Annotated in this window: 17 protein-coding genes; 4 read left to right on the forward strand and 13 right to left on the reverse strand. The window is 38.4% G+C overall.

Annotated elements, in window-relative coordinates:
* Positions 1-183 precede the first annotated feature (183 nt).
* Complete coding sequence (locus tag Q0E08_RS03105) at positions 184-798, reverse strand: TatD family nuclease-associated radical SAM protein (RefSeq protein ID WP_294776277.1); 615 nt, start codon at positions 796-798, stop codon at positions 184-186.
* 117 nt (positions 799-915) lie between these two features.
* Between Q0E08_RS03105 and Q0E08_RS03110 the strand changes: the two genes are divergently transcribed.
* Both Q0E08_RS03110 and Q0E08_RS03115 read left to right on the forward strand, forming a co-directional pair.
* Complete coding sequence (locus Q0E08_RS03110; protein WP_294776281.1) at positions 916-2178, forward strand: PLP-dependent aminotransferase family protein; 1263 nt, start codon at positions 916-918, stop codon at positions 2176-2178.
* A gap of 138 nt (positions 2179-2316) precedes the next feature.
* The gene (locus Q0E08_RS03115) at positions 2317-2601 is read left to right on the forward strand and encodes a hypothetical protein (RefSeq protein WP_294776284.1); all 285 of its coding nucleotides are present in this window, start codon (positions 2317-2319) and stop codon (positions 2599-2601) included.
* A 40-nt stretch (positions 2602-2641) separates the two neighbouring features.
* Here the strand turns inward: Q0E08_RS03115 and Q0E08_RS03120 are convergent, their stop codons facing one another.
* The 7 genes from Q0E08_RS03120 to Q0E08_RS03150 all read right to left on the reverse strand — a co-directional run bounded on the left by Q0E08_RS03120 (position 2642) and on the right by Q0E08_RS03150 (position 10602).
* Positions 2642-4117 carry a TrkH family potassium uptake protein gene (locus tag Q0E08_RS03120; RefSeq protein WP_294776287.1) on the reverse strand — a complete coding sequence of 492 codons (1476 nt, stop codon included), beginning with the start codon at positions 4115-4117 and terminating at the stop codon, positions 2642-2644.
* A gap of 11 nt (positions 4118-4128) precedes the next feature.
* Complete coding sequence (gene trkA / locus Q0E08_RS03125; RefSeq protein WP_294776290.1) at positions 4129-5523, reverse strand: Trk system potassium transporter TrkA; 1395 nt, start codon at positions 5521-5523, stop codon at positions 4129-4131.
* Between the two features lie 64 nt (positions 5524-5587).
* Complete coding sequence (locus Q0E08_RS03130; protein ID WP_294776294.1) at positions 5588-7057, reverse strand: UxaA family hydrolase; 1470 nt, start codon at positions 7055-7057, stop codon at positions 5588-5590.
* A complete protein-coding gene (locus Q0E08_RS03135) occupies positions 7047-8324 on the reverse strand; it encodes a tagaturonate reductase (RefSeq protein ID WP_294776297.1) in 1278 nt (425 codons plus the stop codon). Before Q0E08_RS03135 ends, Q0E08_RS03130 begins: the two co-directional genes overlap by 11 nt.
* Positions 8325-8335: 11 nt before the next feature.
* Positions 8336-8845 carry a deoxyuridine 5'-triphosphate nucleotidohydrolase gene (locus Q0E08_RS03140; protein ID WP_294776299.1) on the reverse strand — a complete coding sequence of 170 codons (510 nt, stop codon included), beginning with the start codon at positions 8843-8845 and terminating at the stop codon, positions 8336-8338.
* Positions 8846-8860: 15 nt separating this feature from the next.
* Entirely contained in the window at positions 8861-9115 is a 255-nt protein-coding gene (locus Q0E08_RS03145; protein WP_294776895.1) for a DUF6171 family protein, read from the reverse strand.
* Positions 9115-10602 carry an alpha-N-arabinofuranosidase gene (locus tag Q0E08_RS03150; protein ID WP_294776302.1) on the reverse strand — a complete coding sequence of 496 codons (1488 nt, stop codon included), beginning with the start codon at positions 10600-10602 and terminating at the stop codon, positions 9115-9117. The genes Q0E08_RS03145 and Q0E08_RS03150 overlap by 1 nt, the downstream gene beginning before the upstream one ends.
* A gap of 121 nt (positions 10603-10723) precedes the next feature.
* On the opposite strand from Q0E08_RS03150, the gene Q0E08_RS03155 reads away from it, so the two are divergent.
* Positions 10724-11797: a Xaa-Pro peptidase family protein gene (locus Q0E08_RS03155; protein ID WP_294776304.1), complete on the forward strand. Its 1074-nt coding sequence runs from the start codon at positions 10724-10726 to the stop codon at positions 11795-11797.
* A gap of 341 nt (positions 11798-12138) precedes the next feature.
* Positions 12139-13953, forward strand: a complete 1815-nt coding sequence (gene glmS / locus Q0E08_RS03160; RefSeq protein WP_294776305.1) for a glutamine--fructose-6-phosphate transaminase (isomerizing) — start codon at positions 12139-12141, stop codon at positions 13951-13953.
* A 164-nt stretch (positions 13954-14117) separates the two neighbouring features.
* Here glmS and Q0E08_RS03165 read toward each other — a convergent pair whose 3' ends face one another.
* From Q0E08_RS03165 to Q0E08_RS03185, 5 genes are all read right to left on the reverse strand, one after another.
* Positions 14118-17108, reverse strand: coding sequence for a leucine-rich repeat protein (locus tag Q0E08_RS03165; protein WP_294776308.1), 2991 nt, complete (start codon positions 17106-17108; stop codon positions 14118-14120).
* A gap of 348 nt (positions 17109-17456) precedes the next feature.
* Positions 17457-18923 carry an alanine/glycine:cation symporter family protein gene (locus Q0E08_RS03170; protein ID WP_367118517.1) on the reverse strand — a complete coding sequence of 489 codons (1467 nt, stop codon included), beginning with the start codon at positions 18921-18923 and terminating at the stop codon, positions 17457-17459.
* 99 nt (positions 18924-19022) lie between these two features.
* Positions 19023-19679, reverse strand: coding sequence for a sigma-70 family RNA polymerase sigma factor (locus tag Q0E08_RS03175; protein ID WP_294776310.1), 657 nt, complete (start codon positions 19677-19679; stop codon positions 19023-19025).
* Positions 19673-20110, reverse strand: a complete 438-nt coding sequence (spoIIAB, locus tag Q0E08_RS03180) for an anti-sigma F factor (RefSeq protein WP_177664039.1) — start codon at positions 20108-20110, stop codon at positions 19673-19675. The genes Q0E08_RS03175 and spoIIAB overlap by 7 nt, the downstream gene beginning before the upstream one ends.
* Complete coding sequence (locus Q0E08_RS03185; protein ID WP_294776313.1) at positions 20110-20424, reverse strand: anti-sigma factor antagonist; 315 nt, start codon at positions 20422-20424, stop codon at positions 20110-20112. The genes spoIIAB and Q0E08_RS03185 overlap by 1 nt, the downstream gene beginning before the upstream one ends.
* Positions 20425-20470: the final 46 nt, after the last annotated feature.

Genomic DNA, 20470 nt, shown 5'->3' on the forward strand with positions numbered 1-20470 from the left:
AAAAAACTCCTTTCAGATTTATAAATTTACTGCACTATTATACAATAAATCACACCGTTTGTCACTAACTTTTGGTAATATTTTTTTAATTATTTTAATTTGTAAATAATTATTATAAAACTTTAACATTTTATAATTAAAAAAACTGCAACCGATACGGATTGCAGTCTTATACATTTATGATTATCTGCCTTCATCAAAGGAGCGGCAGATGAATTTGGCACCGAGGGACTCGGCAAGTTTTCTTGATTTTTCGATATTTTCTTCACCGATAACATCAACAACGCTCATATGAACCTCAGGGCAATATTTTGCACATTCTTTTGTAAATTCAAGAAGTGACGGAAATGCCTTTTTAGGATATATATTTCTTGTAACGGCATCGTAGCTGTCGGAATCAGGGTCGTTGAGAGAAACAGAAACGATATCAAACGCTTCGCCGATTTCTTTGGCTGTACTTCTGCCGTTGATTAAATCCGAAAGTCCGTTTGTGTTAACACGGATTTTGATTGACGGATTGATTGTTCTGAGGTAATTTGCCGTAGCAATCAAAACATCAAGGCGTTCGGTAGGTTCACCGTATCCACAAAAGCAAACGGAATCTACCTTTTCAAAGCCGTAATCATCAACAGCCTTTTTAATATCATCAAGGCTCGGCTCATTGCCGTAGAACCACAAATTCTCGGCATCGCCGACTGCATTGCCCTGCGAACGAATACAGAAAGTACATCTGCAAGGGCATTTGTTTGTAATATTAATATATGTTCCGCCGCAAAGTGTATAAATAATATCAGCCATAATATATGCACAAAGTGTAATAAACACTATCTCCTATTGATATTTTATTCTATATATTATATAATATTGTTGACATTAATCATATAGGCAAATGTATAAATAATTTAAGGTACAGATATGAAAAAATATATTGAAATATATAATTATTACAAAAACCTGATACTTACAAATCAGCTCAAAGCCGGTGACAAGTTACCATCGGTAAGAGCGGCTACACAGCTTTTACCTGTAAGCAAAACAACAATACAAAATGCTTACTTTGAACTTCAGGCAGACGGATATGTTATTGCTTCACCAAAAAGCGGATATTATGTAACAGAGCAAAAAAGTACCGCTTCAACTGTTATAAAAGAAAAGAAGGAGGAAAGCAAAATTCTCTACGACCTCAAAAGCGGTGACGCCGACGAGGAAAGCTTTGACATTAAGTTGTGGCAACGATACATAAAAAGTGCTTTAAGGCAGGAGGAACGATTGCTATCCTACGGTGATGTTCAGGGTGAAAGCGATTTGAGAGATGTGCTCTCCGACTACATAAGATCAAAGAGAAATGTATCCGCTTCGGCGGACAGAATAGTAGTAGGTGCAGGCGTGCAATCACTTCTTTATATTTTATGCTCACTGATTAAAGACAGAAAAACCGTGTCATTCCCCGACAAAAGCTTTGTTCAGGGTATGAACCAATTTGCGGATTACGGCTTTGAGGTGAAAACCCGAAACAAGGATGCAGACATAATATACGTTTCTCCGTCACACATGACATCGTACGGAAATGTTATGCCGATTAAAAGACGCCTTGAACTTGTGGAATACAGCAAGGAGCGTGGAAGTCTTGTAATTGAGGATGACTTTGACAGCGACTTCTTATATCAAACAAAACCTATTCCCTCTTTATATGCTTTGTCAAACGCTCAAAATATAATATATATGGGCAGTTTTTCAAATGTGCTCATTCCGGGTATCAGAATCAGTTTTATGGTGCTAACGGAAGAACTTGCAAACGAATTTCACAAAAGCGAAAATAAATTTTCACAAACAGCAAGCAAAACGGAACAAATCGCACTTTGTCAATACATCCGTGACGGACATATCAATTCGCAGGCAAGAAAAATAAGAAGATTGTACACAGCGAAAGCAAAATACTTTTGTGAAGAGTTAAAAATCGCTTTGCCAAATGCAAAAATTAATTTGAGCGAAAACGGACTTCAAGTCAAAGCCGAAGTGCCTTTTACCAAAGATTACAAGGTTTTTGAACAAAACGGAATAAGTGCAAACATTGTTGAATGCAACAACGGTAATTTGAAAATAGTATTTGTACCGTCGGCAATTAAAACCGACGAAATTCCAAAAGCAATTGAAATTATTAAGTCAACAATAATTTAATAAAAATCAGAACTTTTGTATTATAAGTACTCTTTTTTGGACTCGAGTTCTCAACCCTATTGTATATAAATCTCATATGGTTTACAATGCAGATGTAGACAAAAAACACGCATTGTTAAATGAAAAAGGAGATTTATTATGAACAAAAAAGATTTGCTTAAAGGAATTATTATTTCGATTGTTACACTTATTGCCGGTTACGGAGCAATGGCTATACCGTTCAATATATTTTTAACGGTATCTAAGGACGGACAGCGTATTTTCTTCCTTGCGGAGCTTTGCATTTATTTAGTAATAGGCAGCATATTTCTGCTTATTCAGGACAAAAAAGAAAAGCAAGCAAAAAAGCAAAAAGCACGCCACGAGGAGCGTGCACAGAAAATAAAAGATGTTCAGCAAAATTGGTACGATATTGCGGCATAAAGTCATAAAAACCCGTAGGAAAAGAACTCCTACGGATTTTTTAATTACTACGGATTTTGCGGGCTGTCTTTCGCTTAAATGTGTCAATCCAAAGACGAGGACTGAAAAGAAGCAAAATCGGGAACAGCTCAAGTCTGCCGGCAAGCATATCGAAAATTAAAACAATCTTTGACAAATCGGTAAATTGGCCAAAATTCCTTGAAGGTCCTACAAGTTCAAGACCCGGACCGATATTGTTAAGTGTAGCGGCAACAGCGGTAAAGTTTGTTACCAAATCATAATCTTCGACCGATACAATAAGCATGCTGAAAACAAAAATTACAAAATATGTAATAATAAAAACATTTGTCGAGCGAAGAGTTTCGTGTTCAACCGCTTTACCGTCAAGTGTTATCTTTTTGATATTTTTTGGATGAAGATAAGATTGAATTTCTTTTTTAACGGTTTTGAGAACAACCAAAAATCTTGAAACTTTTATACCGCCGCCCGTACTTCCCGCACAAGCGCCGACAAACATCAAAAGCACCAAAATCGCTTTTGAAAATGACGGCCACATATCAAAGTCAACGGTTGAATAACCTGTTGTTGTGATAATAGACGAAACCTGAAAAGCAGAATGCGTAATTGCAGCCGAAAGATTATCAAACAAATGATAAGTATCAATAACTATCGCAACGATTGAAAAAATTATAACGCAAAAATACGCTCTGACTTCTTCCATTTTAAGTGCTTTACCGAATTGACGGAGAATAAGAAAATAATAAAAATTAAAGTTAACTCCGAACAGTGCCATAAATATTGTGATAACCCACTGAATATAGGTTGAATAACTTGCCATAGAATCGTTTTTGATACCAAATCCACCGGTACCGGCTGTGCCGAGTGAAGCCGTAATAGCATCAAACACAGGCATATCACCGCAAACAAGAAACACAATCTCCAAAGCGGTTAAAACGAAATACAAAACATAAAGAATTCGTGCGGTATAACGCATTTTTGGCACAAGTTTGCCTACCGAAGGTCCCGGACTTTCTGCACGCATAAGATTCATATTTGAACCGCCCGACATTTGAACAACGGCGAGCAAAAAAACAAGAACGCCCATACCGCCTATCCAGTGTGTAAAGCTTCGCCAAAAGAGAGAAGCGTGCGAAAGTGCTTTAACATCCGTGAGAATGCTTGCACCCGTTGTTGTAAAGCCCGATACCGTTTCAAACAAAGCATCGACAAAATGCGGAATTTCGCCTGTAAGCACAAACGGAACAGCACCGAAAACAGAAAGGACAATCCAACTGAGTGCCGTTGCCGTGCATCCTTCTTTGAGATAAAACACATTATTTTTAGTTTTTTTAACGGCTATCAAAGCACCGATTGCAAAGGTTACAGCCGCACAGATAAGATAAGTCTTGTATTCCGATTCGTGATAAATTAATCCGACGAAACAAGGCAAAAGCAAAAGTGCGCCCTCTAAAATCAGCACATAGCCCAAAATTTTTCTTATAATAGAACCGTTCATATATGTTATCCTTATGCAAGAATATTACTTATATCATTAAAGCCCGAGTGAGTGGTAACAATCATAACGCTGTCACCGGGCAAAATACAGTCCTGACCGGACGGAATGATAACCTTACCTCTTCTGAAAATAAAGCAGATAAGAAGATTATCTTTAAGTTTAAGTTTCATAATAGGCGTGTTGGTCACTTTTGACTCTTTGTCTATTTTAAATTCGACCGCCTCAACTCTGTGGTCAAACAAATGATAAAGGGTTTCTACATTTGAACCCTTTGAAGCGTTTTTTGCTCTGACATAAGCAATAATAGCCTCACTTGTTATGTAACGAGGATAGATAACCGAGCCTATATCAAGATTATTGATAGCGTCCTTAAACCTGATTTTATTAATCTTTGTAACAAGCTTTGCATTTGAAAACTGTTTTGCATGAACAGTAAGAAGAATGTTTTCTTCATCCGAACCTGTGAGAGTTACAAAAGACTCGGCACTTTGTATGCCCTCTTCGTTAAGTAAATCCTCATCAACGCCGTTGCCGTTGATAACAACAACCTTTGGGAGCATGGTTGCAAGTTCTTCGCATCTTTCCTTATCTTTATCAATAACGCAAACATCAATGCCGTTATCCGAAAGGCGTTTTGCAAGATAATACCCTGCGTCACCGCCGCCGATAATCATAGTATTTTTTACCTTATTGGTTTTAAAACCGATATGTTTAAAGAAGTCCGAAACCTTTTTTGCCGGAGCAACAAACGAAATCATATCCCCTGCTTTAAGTTCGAAATCACCTGTTGGAATGTATATCTGCTTATTTCTTTCAACGCCGCAAATAAGGACATCGTTTGTGCTTTTACCGAGTTGTGCAAGGGTCATACCGTCAAGTATATTACCGTGCGGTATTCTGATTTTTACAAGGTCTGCTTTGCCGTGAGCAAATGAGGTAACCTCAAGAGCGGTAGGCAGGCAAAGAATTTTGTATATTTCTCGTGAAGCTTCATATTCGGGATTTACAATCATTGCAAGACCGAGTTTGTCCTTGATATGATTAAGTTCGTGCGAATATTCGGGATTACGAACCTTTGCGATAGTTGCACAGTGACCCACACGGGAAGCGACAGTACAGCAAAGAAGATTAAGTTCGTCCGAATCCGTTACGGCAATGATAAGGTCGGCATCTATAATACCGGCGTCCTTTTGAACGCTGAATGACGCACCGTTGCCTACAACCCCCATAACATCATACATATCCGTTATTTTTTGCACCTTTTGAGGAGAGGTATCAACAACGGTAATGTCGTGGTTTTCAAGCACAAGCTGTTCAACAAGAGCAGTGCCTACAACCCCGCAACCGACAATAATAATATTAAGACCCGTTGCTTCTTTTAATCGTTTACCCAAGAATCCCATCATTTCACCTTTAAATAACTAAATAATCCAGTGCTAATATACCACTAAAAGCCGACAAATACAAGAGTTACATTATAACTCCGTCCTTAAAAACAGATATATCACGATAATTGTTCAATTCGTTTTTTGTCTTTTCGCCGTTAAGAACGGCAACAAGCTTATTTTGAAGTTCATCGGCAAGAACATCAAAATCTGTTCCGTCAATAAGTTCTCCGGCGTTAAAATCAATCCAATTACTTTTTCTTTCAAAAAGTGCAGAATTGGAAGAAATTTTGATTGTAGGCACAGCCGCACCGAGCGAAGTGCCTCTGCCCGTTGTGAATAAAATAACCTGACATCCTGCACAAACAAGATTTGTTACCGACACAATATCGTTGCCCGGACCGGTCAAAAGATTAAGTCCGTTTTTATATGCACTCTCGCCGTACTTCAAAACATCGGTTACTATGCTTTTACCGCCTTTTTGAACACAACCGAGTGATTTTTCTTCAAGGGTGGTTATACCGCCGTCGTGATTGCCCGGTGACGGATTTTCATAGCACACAACACCGTGGGAATAAAAATAATCCTTAAACCCGTTTATCATATCAACTTGTTTATTGAAAACGGCTTCGTTTTCGCTTCGTTCCATCAGGATTTGTTCTGCACCGAACATCTCGGGAACTTCGGTAAGAATCGTTGTTGCACCGTATGAGGTAAGGCGGTCGTTTATTATTCCGCAAAGTGCGTTTGCAGTAATGCCCGAAAAAGCATCCGAACCGCCGCATTTATAGCCTACAACAAGTTTGTCAATATTTACAGGATGCCTTTTATCGTTTTTAATCGTATTATATATTTCATTAACAAGCCTTGTTCCCTCTTCAATTTCGTCGGGAACATCTTGGCAAACCATAAATTTTACACGGTTTTCATCAACATCGCCGAGATATTCTTTGAAAACGCTCAAATCTGTGTTTTCGCATCCGAGAGAAACAATAAGCACACCGCCTGCATTCGGATGATGAGCGAGAGCGGCAAGAATTTTTCGAGTATTTTCCTGGTCGTCACCGAGTTGACTGCAACCGAATTGATGTGTAAAAGCATACACGCCGTCACAGCCTTTGCCGATATTTGAAAAGCGTTTTTCAAGTTCGGCAGCTGTTTTATTTACGCAACCTACCGTAGGGATAATCCAAATTTCATTTCTTATACCGACCCTGCCGTCTGCTCTGACATATCCGTTAAAAGTGAGGTCGCTTTTTTTAGGCAAATATTCATTGTTATGCGAAAAGGAATATTCGAGTTTATCGGACAAGTTGGTTTTAAGATTGTGTGAGTGAATATAGTTTCCTTTTTTTAAATCACAATCAACATGACCTATCGGATAACCGTATTTGATTACATCATCCCCTGCTTTTATATCTTCAAGCAAAACCTTATGAGCAAAAGGAATATCATCAAGGACGGTCAAATCATTTTCTATATAGCCGGCTTTAATATCTTCAAGTGCAACGGCAACATTATCCGCCTCGTTAATTTTGATAAATTTAGATTTCATTGTAGAATTCCTCAACAACATTTTTCATATCAGGAAATTCGGTTAACTTTACACCCCAAAAATCGGTATTGTCAAGCACATCGGATATACTCGGCTTGCCCTCAAAGAACGAAAGTACGGTTTCGCTGTCGTGCACTTCGTATTCTCTTGCACTTTTGTGATTGTAAAAAGCGATAAGATAAGCAAGCGATTTTGAAAGATTTAGCGGAGCGGTGCCGTTGATTTTTGCATAATCAAGGATTGACGGCAAAACTCTTGCTTTAAACTTTGCAACCGAATTAAGCGAAATATCAAGAAGCTTATGGTCAATAAACGGATTATTGAATCTTTCCAAAACACTGTTTGCGTATTCCTCAAGAACAGCTTTATCAAGCGGAATTGTAGGATAAATTTCCTCCAAAATATTAGAAATGTATGACTTAAAATAATCGTCATTTACCAGATCACGAACAATGTCAAAGCCTTTGAGATAAGCACCCAAGACGGTTGATGTGTGGACACCGTTAAGTATACGCACCTTACGGGTTCTGTACTTAGCAATATTATCGGTAAACACAACCGTATCGTCATTAAAAGGCAACACGAGTTTTGAGTAATCGTCTGCATCTATAATAAATAATCTGTAAGGCTCACAGGTCACACTGCAAGGGTCAGTATCGGCTTGATTGTGACCGGTTACGATTCGGTCAACAAGTGTGTTACAAAAATGACATTTTGTATTAACATAATCCGTAAAATCCTCGTCGAAGCCCCAATACTTTGCATATTTAAGTATACAGTTTTTAAGTTCAATACCGTTATCTTCTATAAGCTCAACAGGCAAAAACACCAAGTCGCCTTTATTTTGCTTATATCTATGATAAAGCATATAAGCAATTTTACCCGGGAACGAAACATTCGGAAAATCGGAATATTCATCTGTTTCAACAAACGCAATTCCGGCTTCGGTTGTGTTGGAAACAACAATTTGAAGTTCATCACTGCAAAAAGTATCAACAAGCCTGTCCGTTTCGATAATGGTATCAATACAATCTGACACACAAGTGATACAGCGTCTGTCATCAATAACTTTGCCGTTAATTCTGCCTCTGTGAATAATATCATAAATCCTGTTTTGCCCGTTCAAAGCGTTGATGACTTTGTTATTTGTTCTCGGCTGACATATTGCCACCGAACCTTTATATCCGCCATCACAAGCGTTTTGTATGTATTCTTCAACAAAGGCACGCAAAAAATTGCCTTCACCGATTTGGAGTATTGTTGCCATAATATGCCTTCTTATTTTGTTGTTGAGCCAAAGCCGCCGTCACGAATACCGTCGGCATCATCCGACATTGTAATGCCGAACTGAGTAAAAATACCCTGCGAAAATCCATCGCCTGCCGATACGGTAACGCTGTGACCGTCATCGTGAGCGGTGCAGGAAAGTTTAATCATAATATGGCCTTCGTTTGAAGAGTTATAATAATCGGCGTCAATTATGCCGACTGTGTTATCAAGTCCGACTCTGTGCTTAAATCCGAGACCCGAACGAGGAAAAATGCTGAGCACCCATCCGTCATTGATTTTTGCACGGATACCGGTAGGAATAAGGGTAGAGTTACCTGTTTTGATTGTTATATCGGCCGGTGCAAAGAAATCGTATCCTGCCGAGCCGACTGTTGCACGAACAGGAAGTTTGATACTGTCATAGATTGATTTTACATTTTCTGTTTCGGGATATACCTTGAGCCAGTCCTTTTCAAATTGTTCAAAGCTGACTTTTTCAAATTCGGCAATTCTTTGCATAATTATTTCCTCGTTTCACCATTTTTTATCATCAAAATTCGGGCAATCCTTGTTTTTCAGAATTGCACGAACTTCTACATAACAGCCGCATTTCAGGCACATACCCGAAATCAAGCTGTCGCATTTTTTACACATAGACAAACGATGATTATATACCTCATCGCTCACCTTTTCCGAAGCATCTATTGTTTGGATATAATCTTGGATTTGACTGTATGTCACATTTTGACCTGCTTCAAAAAGCAAACATCTTTTGCAATTATTATCCATCACTTATTAATAACAAATTTAACCACACTACAAGCAGGAATTGTAGCAGTAAAGCCGTCTTTGAGTTTTCTGAAATCGGTAAAATCCACGGTTTTTACATTGTCTGCGTTGTCAAAGTCATTCTTTTGATGACATTCGCCGGTTAAAATTTCTGCAGTAATGCTTTCAACCTTTGTATCTGCAATTTGACATTTAATCTTTGCAGACTTGGTTGACGAATTGTTTGTTATCGTTGAATAAATCGTACCGTTTTCATCAACTGAAGCAGATTCGCAAAGCTGAGGAAAATCCTTGTTATCATTAGGTGAATTTACAAGCGGTGTGGTGATATATGAACCCACAAGAGTATTTTCCTGATGTTCCTTATACATCTTGAAAACATAATAGGTAGGCGTTTTAATCATTTTTTCACCGTCTGTGAGAATAACCGACTGAAGCACATTAACGGTTTGGGCAATATTAGCCATCATAAGTCTGTCGGCATGCTTGTTGAAAATATTGAGAGTAAGACCTGCAACAATAGCGTCACGCATAGTATTTTGCTGATACAAAAAGCCCGGATTTGTACCCTCCTCAACATCATACCAAGTGCCCCACTCATCAACGATAAGTTTAACCCAGCGTTGAGGATTGATACTGTCCATCATTGCAAGATGATTGGTAATAAGTTCTTCCATTCTGTAAGCCTTGCAAATTGTTGAATCATATTCTTTTTTATCAAACACCGTTGCAGAGCCTTTATGATTCCATTGACCGGTAGGAATAGTGTAATAGTGAAGCGAAATACCGTTTGCATGGTGCTTAACCTTGTCCATAACCTCTTTTGTCCAATGATAATCATCAACATTAGGTCCGCAGGCAATACGGGAAATATGCTTATTGGAATCATAATCACGGCAATATGTATTATAACGCTTAAAAAGGCAACCGTAATATTCCGGGTCCATATTTCCGCCGCAACCCCAAGATTCGTTGCCGACACCGAAATATTTAAGATCAAACGGCTTTTCACTGCCGTTTTTCTTGCGAAGTTCAGCCATAGGAGAAACACCGTCAAATGTCATATATTCTACCCATTCGCTCATTTCACGAACAGAACCTGAGCCGACATTGCCGTTGACATAGGTATCACAACCGAGTTGACGGCAAAGTTCAAAATATTCGTGAGTGCCGAATGAATTATCTTCAACAACTCCGCCCCAGTGGGTATTAATCATTTTCTTTCTTTGAGATTTATCACCGATTCCGTCTTTCCAATGGTATTCATCGGCAAAGCAACCGCCCGGCCAACGAAGAACGGGAATGCCCATATCCTTGAGTGCCTCTACCACATCACATCTCATACCGTTTACATTTGGGATTTTTGAGTTTTCACCCACATAAATGCCCTCATAGATACATCTGCCGAGATGTTCGGAAAAATGGCCGTACAAATCTTTATTGATTTTTGCGATTTTTTGGTTTGGATTGATAAGATACTTTTCCATATACTTCTCCTTAAAACTAATTAATAATAAGTTATCATATTAAAAATATAAAGTCAATAAATTGACATAAAATCTTTTAAGTTTTATAATACGAATATCATATATTTTATGAGGTGAAAAAATGCAAAATATCGAAAAATGTGTAAATATACTCAAAAGAAAGGGTGCAGATGCACTTGTTCTCTTAGATGAAGCAAATATGCACTATCTGTGCGGATTTTCTCCGAGCGAAGGAATGGTTATTATTTTGAATAACGGTGACGCCTTTCATCTTGTTGATTCAAGATACACCGAAACTGCCGAAAATCACGCAAAGGAAACCGGACTTAAAGTTATTGAGTTTAAGAGAAGCTATTATGAAGAACTTGCGAAAATCATAAACGACAGCAAGTCAAAGAGCGTTGTATACGAAAGCGACACAATTTCGCTCAAAGCGTTTGAAAACATCAAAAAGCACTGTAAAGATGCTCAAATGGTTGAACTCGGCGACTTGCTTATGAGAGAGCGAAACAGAAAAGAAGCCGACGAAATCGTGCTGATGAAAAAAGCAAATCAAATTGCCGAAAAGGCATTTTTGGAACTTCTTAACCATATTAAGCCGGGCAAAACAGAAAAAGAACTTGCGGCATATTTTGACTATCTTATGGCAAAAGAAGGCTCTGACGGAGTGAGTTTTGACACAATTTTACTTGCAGGCGAAAGGACTTCCATGCCTCACGGTGTACCGAGCGAAAACACGGTAAAAGACGGTGAATTTGTTTTGTTTGACTTTGGTGCAACATACCAAGGTTATCACAGCGATATGACAAGGACCGTTGCAGTTGGCAGTGCAAGTGACGAGATGAAAGAAATGTACGATTTGGTACTCAAAGCTCAGCTTGCCGGCATAAAGGCACTCAACGCAGGCGTTAAGTGTGCCGATGTCTACAAAGCGGCATATGATGTGCTTAACGAAAAGGATATGGCACAATACTTCAGGCACGGACTCGGACACGGTGTAGGGCTTGAAATTCACGAAGGATTCAACGCTTCACCAAGAAGTAAAGACACTTATGAAGTAGGTAATGTTACATCCATTGAACCGGGAATTTACATTCCAAACAAGTTTGGAATAAGAATTGAAGATGTTTGCTATCTTGCTCCGAGGGGCAGAGAAAACCTGTCTAATGTTACCAAATCATTAATAATTCTATAAACAAACTGTTAATTCGATTGACATTTACTTTTCTTTGTGGTAAATAGTATTTATCCGTGAGGATAGCACCTTGAAAATTTAATGCGTGATAATTTTGCACTTAATTATTGATGATATAAAACTGTCGGCTGTGATTTCAGCCGCAGTTAGCGCCCGAACCCTATGGGTTGACGAGGAAAAGAGTTATCGAAATATTCGGCGGATGCTCTTTCGTACGCTTTGGTGCGTAAGAAAAAGGCAAAAACTTCGGCAACGAAGCAACAAATCCTTTTTCACAAAGCGATATTAAGTATAAAATTTTAATTTAATCATACAGTTATAATAAGAAATGAGGAATGATTATGTGTGGAATTATCGGATACACAGGATATACAGACGCAAGAGGTAAATTAATCAAAGGGCTTAAAACCCTGGAATACAGAGGCTACGACAGTGCGGGAATCGCCGTTTTCAACGACACGCTCAACGAAGTTATCGTTGCAAAATGTGAGGGCAGAGTTGAAAGGCTTGATGAAAAATCAAAGGACATCAAGGGCAACACCGGTATCGGTCATACAAGATGGGCAACGCACGGCGGTGTGAGTGACTCAAACTCTCACCCGCACAAATTCGGCAATGTAACGCTTGTGCACAACGGAATTATTGAGAATTATGCTTCAATAAAAAATCAACTCGGTATTGCAGGCAAGCTCAAAAGCCAGACGGACAGCGAGGTTGTTGCCGCTTTGATTGACAATTACTATCACATCGGCAGTGACCCGAGCGAAGCCATTATCAAGGCGGTCAAAGAAATCAAGGGCACATTTGCACTCGGAATTATGTTTGATGACATTCCCGATGTGATTTACGCTGTCAGAAATGTCAGCCCTATTGTGTGCTGTGTAAATGATGACGGTGCGTACATTGCGTCCGACATCACGGCTATCGGCGAATACAGCAAGGAATACTTTGTTTTGCCTGAACTGACTATTGCAGAAATCAGCAAAAAAGGTATTGAAGTAAGGGATTTTCAGGACAACAAGGTTGATGTGAAAATGCTTGAACTTGATTGGGACATCAACAATTCGGGCAAGAAACACTATCCGTTTTATATGGAAAAAGAAATCAGCGAGCAACCGGAGGTTATTGAAAAAACAATCCGTTTGAGAATTAAAGACGGATTGCCTGATTTTTCGGCTGACGGAGTTGACGACAGCATTTTTACGGAATGTGAAAACATCACGGTTATTGCCTGTGGCACGGCTATGCACGCTGGGCTTATCGGCAAGCATTTGATTGAAAAGACTTGCGCCCTTCCCGTAAATGTTTATATGGCGAGCGAATATATGTATTGCGACCCGATTGTAAGCGACAAAACGCTTGTTATCTGCGTTTCGCAAAGCGGTGAAACAATAGACACCCTTGAAGCGTTGAAATACGCAAAATCAAAGGGAGCAAAAACGCTTTCGATAGTCAATGTTAAAGGCTCATCAATAGCAATGACGAGTGACAATGTCATTTACACAAATGCCGGCCCCGAAATTGCCGTTGCATCAACAAAGGCGTACACAACTCAAGTTGCGGTGTTCTGTTTGATTACTGCAAAAACTGCGCTTTTGCGTGGTTGCTTCAACGAAGATGAAACAAAAAGTTTCGTAAACGAACTTGAAAAAATTCCGCAAGCTGTTGACGACATACTTCAACGCAAGGATGAAATACATCATCTGTCACAATCTCTGCTCACCGCTGAGCACACATTTATGATTGGCAGAGGACTTGACTACCCTGCTCTGCTTGAAGCGTCATTGAAGCTAAAGGAAATCAGCTACATTCATTCGGAAGCATTTGCATCGGGCGAATTGAAGCACGGCACAATTGCGTTGATAACCAAGAAAACTCCGGTTATAGCTCTGCTTACGCAAGAAAAATTGATGTCAAAGCAAATCTCGAACATAAGAGAGGTTGAGTCACGAGGAGCAACGGTTATCAGCTTTGTAAAAGACGGACTTCAAACAAAAGACATCAAGCCTGATTTTGTTTTGCCAAATCTCAATGACGATTTTATGGCGATACCGGCTGTTGTTGCAATGCAACTGCTTGCATATTATGTTTCGGCTGACAAGGGACTTGATGTTGACAAACCGAGGAACTTGGCAAAAGTTGTTACAGTAGAATAAAATTATCTGCAAAATCACGCATTAAACAAGGCACAAAAAGCGACACGGTTCTTTTGAACTATGTCGCTTTTTCTTTTATATTGGTGCACCGCTTACTTTTTAACCCCTCAGTCGCACATAAAGTGCGACAGCTCCCCTTACAAGTAAGAGGAGCCTTCATAGGTTTATTTGGTTTTTACTGATTTAATCTTTGACCATTTGCCGTAAGACTTTTTGCCGTCTACATTCTTGTAGGCTCTTACTCGAACAAAGTATTTTTTCTTTGCTTTAAGCTTTTTAACGGTTTTCTTGCTTGCATTTTGCTTTGCAACGGTAACGGTCTTTTTATTCTTCTTGAACTTCTTGTCGGTAGCGACTTGAATTTGGTAACCCGAAACATCTGCAATCTTGTTCCAATAAACCACAAGTGCCTTTTTCTTTGAAACAAGCTTTTTAACGCTTAACTTCTGTGTTGCCGAAGTTGAGGTATTTTGAGATTGATTCGGCTTTGTTTCAGGCTTCGTTTCATCATCTTTTTTATCTGTTCCATTTGGAACCGATGAAGAAGATGTTCCGCCACCACCTGTTGAACCGCCTGTTTCAACAGATTTGAATTTTGCTTCAATATTAACATTTGACTTTACGGCAAATCTATATGACGCATCGGAAGAAACTTTTTTGCCGTCAATATACCAACCGTCGAAGGTGTAATTATCTGCCGGAACTGCTTCAACTTGTGCAAATTCACCGATGTTAAATGTGCCGCTGCCAACTGCTGAACAGTCTTCGCTGTTAGATGTTACAGTTACATTATATGTGTATTTTTCAACCTCTGAACCCTTTGCATCAACATCGGAAGAAACAACTTGATTGTTAAGTTTTGTTTTGTAATCGGCTGAACTGCCGTTATCAACAACATTGTCAATTTCATCTTGAGTATAACGGTTGATTGTAGATGTTATTGTATCGCCTTGTTTCATAGCTAATGAATCATATGTTACAACTCTTGAAACATCGCTGTCGACGCCTGCCAATTCTTCTATTGTATATGTTGTTTGGCAATCTTCACGAGAAGTTACTTCAACACGATATTCTTCATCTTGAGGAAGATAAACAACCTTTTGATTGTTGTCATCAACAGAAGATACAATTGAACTGTCTTCAATTTCTTGAGGTTCATCATTAATTATTGAAGCAACAAGTGTATTATTTGAATCGTACACTTTTATATCAACCGGACAATTAACAATAATTTTTCTAAAATCACCATCTGTAAATAGTACTGGCAAATTATTACTGTAATTCTTATCCATCAACTGCATCCAATATAAATAATACTTTTGATTAGCGTGAACATCAGCTAATATTGATTTATTTCCCAAAAATGTCGTTGTTATATGACTATGCACAATAGCAGTTGGAAGAAGACGAACAAGCTGACCTAAAATTATTGTAATATCTACTCCTTTTTTATTTTTATCCTTTTCATCTTTATCTTTTTCGTCTTTATCTTTTTCGTCTTCTCCTTTATACTTAGCAGCAAAGTCCATAATATCTGACTGATAAAGTTTATAATATTTATCAGCTGAGCCTATGCCTTTTGAAATATCTTTAATAAGTTTTCTATTATATGTACCAAGCGTATCATGATTATTTTTCTGTTCAATAACCGGAACATATCCAAGAGGATTATTTAATCCAAGTAAATAATTATAAATATAACTTTTAAAATCATCTACTTTCCAATCATCACCCATTTCCTTTTTTATTTGTTTAATGTACTTATTATATTTTTTGGAATCTGTACTTTCTCTAAACGGAAGAACTCTTGTTTGACCGTATCTTGTGTAATCCCACCTTTCAGGAGCAATTAGAGGGACAGGGTCATTATACTCTATAATATTGAATATATTATTATATTTTGAACTGTTAGGTTTATTATCTTTTATAGCGCCAGCGGGAGTTGCAAATCCATACGCATAAACTGAATTTTTATCAAACTCGGCACTTACATATGTTCCGTCTTTGACATATGCTAAACCATTCTGCAATTTTGCTGCTGTTTGAGTTGCAACCGCAGCACCACGACTAAAACCAGTAATCCATATTTTTACATTGCCGGTAATATTTTTTGATTGAATATATTGCATTATATAAGATTCAACTTTATCAGATGATTTATCAAACCCTTCATGATCATTTTTACCATTTCCGTCTACTGACTTTAATTTAAGATTACTTGCCCATTCCGCTGCATATCCACCCGAACGAACAGCCACAGCAATTATTGTGTTTCCGTTATATTCCTTACTTGCAATAGCACAACCGATGCTCTCTCTTTCAGGTTTTTCATTAAAATGATACTGTTCATATTTTTTATAGCCACATTCTTTCAACATTTTCTCGGTGTTATTGTCTTTATTTTTAACTTCATCATCAGGACTATAAGTACTAAAAGCTAAACATAAAGACATTGTTGCCAAACTTTGGTTATATTTTGTTGCCGATTGATCAAAATATGAATCACTGTAGCAATATCCATGTTTACCTTTAAAAGGCTTATCATCAGATATAAAATCATTTTTTATATAATCTTTTGAAGTTCCATCATCAGGTTGCTCCGGAAGTGGAGAATTGTAATGAATTTTTGCATTGGTTAAGGTTTCGTTACCTACATCAATACCAATCTTCTTCCACTGTTCTTCGTTTCCCGCATAAAGCACATTATTTATAACATATTCATTGCTATAAGCCACAAGTGATTCCGAATTATAAGAATACATTTCTAATTCTTCATCCATCTCCGGCACGCGTAAATCTTCATGAAAAGCAAATTTTTTAATATTTGTAACGCTCAAAGGAATTCTTACATTATTACAATGCATATGATTATAAAATGCATGTGAACCAATAGAAGTAACTCCTTCTTTAATAACAATATCAATACTATTAGGTTTATACAAATATGATGAATAGGCAGGATCATGACTACCATAATCATCCATCGCACCCTTACCGGAAATTGTAAGAGTGTTTGTTGTTGAATCATAAGACCAATAGACATTGTCACCGCATTTGCCTGAAGTTGCGGTTTCGGCATAAGCCGTTAAATTAAGTCCGGCTGTAACGCTCAACAGCATTACAAATGCCATAAATAAACTAATAAATTTTTTCATTTTAATTTCTCCTATTTAATAATAAATTTATGAAAACAAATAATTGATAATCAAGTAATTTATCATCTCCTCAAAAAACAAAAAATGCGCACAGCCGAAGCCATACGCACAAAAAACACATAGCTCAACTGTCGCCAAACATCCAACATATTCGTCACAAACGGTATGCCTTTTAGAGCATGCATTTTTATCAAGAGATAAAAATAGCATACCTATTTTGTGACATAATTATTCAGTTGGATATTTGGCAATTTCAGTTTATCACATAATCAATAAAATTGCAAGAAATATAAGCATAACAAAAAGACGATTTAAAAACAAGTTCAAACCGTCTTTGATTTATATTATTTACTTATTTTGCTTGGCGATGTCTTTTATGTCCTCGTGGTTTTTCTTTTTAAAATAAGCACGGGTTTCTTTGCCGACAATTCCTGAAAGTGCAAAGAGTGCAACAAGGTTTGGAAAAGCCATAAGACCGTTTACAATATCGGCAATGTTCCACACAGCGGAAACTGTGAGATAAGGGCCGATAAACACGGCAAGAACATAAATAACTCTGAAACCTATCAACACATATTTATTATCGGTTAAGTATTCAAGGCATCTTTCGCTGTAATAATCCCAACCGAGAATTGTTGTGAAAGCGAAAAAAATGAGGCAAAGCATAAGAAGAAATGCCGAAAGATTTGAGTTCCACGGAAGTCCGTTTTGCCAAGCATAAGTGGTGATATTTACGCCCTCAAACTTGTCAGGTTCAAACTTGAGATTTGCTTGAGTGGTAACGATTGAAAGACCTGTAAGAGTACAAATTACGATTGTGTCGATGAATGTACCTGTCATTGTTACAAGACCTTGACGAACAGCGTCTTTTGTTTTTGCGGCAGCAGCGGCGATTGGTGCAGAGCCAAGACCTGCTTCGTTTGAGAAAATACCTCTGCCGATACCTTTTTGCATTGCAACCTTGATTGTGATACCTGTTGCACCGCCGATTACGGCGTCAGGCACAAATGCAGTTCTTACGATATAAACAATGGCTGACGGAACATTTTTAATATGTGTAATCACAATAATCAATGTGCAAACGATATAAATAACAGCCATTGCAGGAACAATGATTTCCGACACCTTTGCAATTCGCTTGATACCGCCGATAACAACAAGTCCGACACACAAGGTTACGATAAGACCGCAAATTACAACAGGCCAAACATAGTTATTGTTACCGACAGAAAATGCAATGTGATTTTCGTTAGGGTCAAAAAATCCTTTTACGGCATTGGTAATACCTGTTACTTGAGTGAAAGTACCGATACCGAAAAGACCAACGAACACACCGAAAACGGCAAACAACTTTGCAAGCCATTTCCACTTTTCGCCCATACCTTTTTCAATATAATAAAAAGGTCCGCCGAGATAGTGACCGTCAGCATGCACCTGACGATACTTGATAGCAAGGAAACCCTCGCTGTACTTTGTTGCCATACCGAAAAACGCAGCAACAATCATCCAAAACATTGCACCCGGACCGCCGAGGCAAATAGCAGTTGCAACACCAACGATGTTACCTGTGCCTATTGTTGCCGAAAGTGCGGTACAAAGAGCACCGAAAGAGGTTACTTCGCCCTGTCCGCCCTCTTCATTTTTCACCATAAACTTAAGTGCTTTACCGAGGTGAAACACTTGAACGAAGCCTGTTTTGACAGAAAGGCAAACGCCCGCACACAAAATGAGGATGATGAGAGGCCATCCCCAAACCCAACCGTCAACCTTTGCAATAAGGTCGTTAACGGAAATTGCCAAATTAAAAGTTTGCATACCTGTTCTCCCTATTTTATAAAATATAATGAAAGATTATACCATAAGCAAAGAAAAAATGCAAACAAAAATTATTTTGCTGTATTATTATGCCATAAATCATTCAAGTTTTGCCCTTAATTTTGCAAGGAGTTGTTTTTCTCGGCGAGACACCTGCACCTGTGATATGCCCAAAAGTTTGGCTGATTCGCACTGCGTTTTGCCCTCATAAAACCTGTATTTTATCAACAAAAGTTCATCATTTGACAAATCCTTGATTGCGTGATGAACAGATAATCTGTCAAACAGCTTATCCGTATCATCAACGGGAATGTCGATTGTTTCGTCACCGTCCTCTGTTGTGCAACTCAAAGAAACAACGGGATTGATTACATTGAGCACCTCGGACAATTCTTCCGTTTCTATTCCGCAAAGGTCGGACAGTTCGCTGACAGTCGGCTCTCTAAGCTCTTTTTTGATGAACTTTTCTCTGATAGCCTGCACCTTGATGGATTTTTCTTTCAAAGAGCGTGAAACTTTGACTGCACCGCCGTCACGAAACAAGCGGCGAATTTCGCCCATAATAACAGGCACTGCATATGTTGAGAACAGAAAACCTTTTGACTCATCAAAATTATCAACCGCTTTGATAAGACCGACACAGCCTGCCTGATACAAATCGTCATAATCCTCTCCTCTGCCCTTAAATCGTTTGGCAATAGAGTGAACAAGCCCGATATTGTCCTCAATCATTTTATTTCTGTCCGAAGTTACCATTTTGTACGACCGTTGATTTTTTTAGTTAATACAACCGTTGTGCCCATTCCGAGAGAAGAAGTAACCTTTACCCTATCGCAAAATGACTGCATAACGGTGAAGCCGAGTCCCGCTCTGTCGCTTCCGCCTGTTGTGTAAAGCGGTGTCATTGCTTCACTTACATCAGCAATACCTCTGCCCTTGTCCTTGATTTTGATTTTTATCACATCATTTTCTAAAAGCTGACCTGTTATGTAAATAGTGCCGCAAGTGTCGGCATAGCCGTGAACTATTGAATTGGTAACAGCTTCTGACACGGCGGTTTTTAAATCGGTAATTTCTTCAATTGTCGGGTCAAGTGCAGAGGCAAATGCGGTAACCACCACCCTGCAAAAACTCTCGTTTACACTTTTACTGTCAACGGTAAGTTTAAATTCATTTAATATTTTCATTATTGTATCTCCTTAATTATCGCTATTGAGCCAAGTCCGGCAAGTTCCATAAGTTTTTTTGTTTGCTTTGTTACATTGCGGATTTCAAGGCTTGCATGAAAATTCATCAACAGCCTGTATCTGCCCATAACAAGACCGATTCCGCTGGAATCCATAAAAGTTACATTCTTAAAATCCAAAATAAGATGCTGCGGCTTGATAAAACTCAATGCGTTGTCAATCTTGTCCCGAATATCAACTGCGGTGTGATGGTCAATTTCGCCGTACAAATATGCAATTACAAGATTTCCGCTTGATTCGATTGTTACATTCATATTTATCCCCCAAATCTAAAAATAAAAAATACCAATCCGTTAACAT

The organism is uncultured Eubacterium sp., from assembly GCF_934561735.1.
In the GTDB taxonomy this organism is placed as follows: domain Bacteria; phylum Bacillota; class Clostridia; order Oscillospirales; family Acutalibacteraceae; genus Eubacterium_R.

Bases quoted from the DNA above. Each gene is read 5' to 3' on its own strand.
- Q0E08_RS03105 (WP_294776277.1), bottom strand. From the start codon at position 798: ATGGCTGATATTATTTATACACTTTGCGGCGGAACATATATTAATATT.
- Q0E08_RS03110 (WP_294776281.1), top strand. From the start codon at position 916: ATGAAAAAATATATTGAAATATATAATTATTACAAAAACCTGATACTT.
- Q0E08_RS03115 (WP_294776284.1), top strand. From the start codon at position 2,317: ATGAACAAAAAAGATTTGCTTAAAGGAATTATTATTTCGATTGTTACA.
- Q0E08_RS03120 (WP_294776287.1), bottom strand. From the start codon at position 4,117: ATGAACGGTTCTATTATAAGAAAAATTTTGGGCTATGTGCTGATTTTA.
- trkA (WP_294776290.1), bottom strand. From the start codon at position 5,523: ATGATGGGATTCTTGGGTAAACGATTAAAAGAAGCAACGGGTCTTAAT.
- Q0E08_RS03130 (WP_294776294.1), bottom strand. From the start codon at position 7,057: ATGAAATCTAAATTTATCAAAATTAACGAGGCGGATAATGTTGCCGTT.
- Q0E08_RS03135 (WP_294776297.1), bottom strand. From the start codon at position 8,324: ATGGCAACAATACTCCAAATCGGTGAAGGCAATTTTTTGCGTGCCTTT.
- Q0E08_RS03140 (WP_294776299.1), bottom strand. From the start codon at position 8,845: ATGCAAAGAATTGCCGAATTTGAAAAAGTCAGCTTTGAACAATTTGAA.
- Q0E08_RS03145 (WP_294776895.1), bottom strand. From the start codon at position 9,115: ATGGATAATAATTGCAAAAGATGTTTGCTTTTTGAAGCAGGTCAAAAT.
- Q0E08_RS03150 (WP_294776302.1), bottom strand. From the start codon at position 10,602: ATGGAAAAGTATCTTATCAATCCAAACCAAAAAATCGCAAAAATCAAT.
- Q0E08_RS03155 (WP_294776304.1), top strand. From the start codon at position 10,724: ATGCAAAATATCGAAAAATGTGTAAATATACTCAAAAGAAAGGGTGCA.
- glmS (WP_294776305.1), top strand. From the start codon at position 12,139: ATGTGTGGAATTATCGGATACACAGGATATACAGACGCAAGAGGTAAA.
- Q0E08_RS03165 (WP_294776308.1), bottom strand. From the start codon at position 17,108: ATGAAAAAATTTATTAGTTTATTTATGGCATTTGTAATGCTGTTGAGC.
- Q0E08_RS03170 (WP_367118517.1), bottom strand. From the start codon at position 18,923: ATGCAAACTTTTAATTTGGCAATTTCCGTTAACGACCTTATTGCAAAG.
- Q0E08_RS03175 (WP_294776310.1), bottom strand. From the start codon at position 19,679: ATGGTAACTTCGGACAGAAATAAAATGATTGAGGACAATATCGGGCTT.
- spoIIAB (WP_177664039.1), bottom strand. From the start codon at position 20,110: ATGAAAATATTAAATGAATTTAAACTTACCGTTGACAGTAAAAGTGTA.
- Q0E08_RS03185 (WP_294776313.1), bottom strand. From the start codon at position 20,424: ATGAATGTAACAATCGAATCAAGCGGAAATCTTGTAATTGCATATTTG.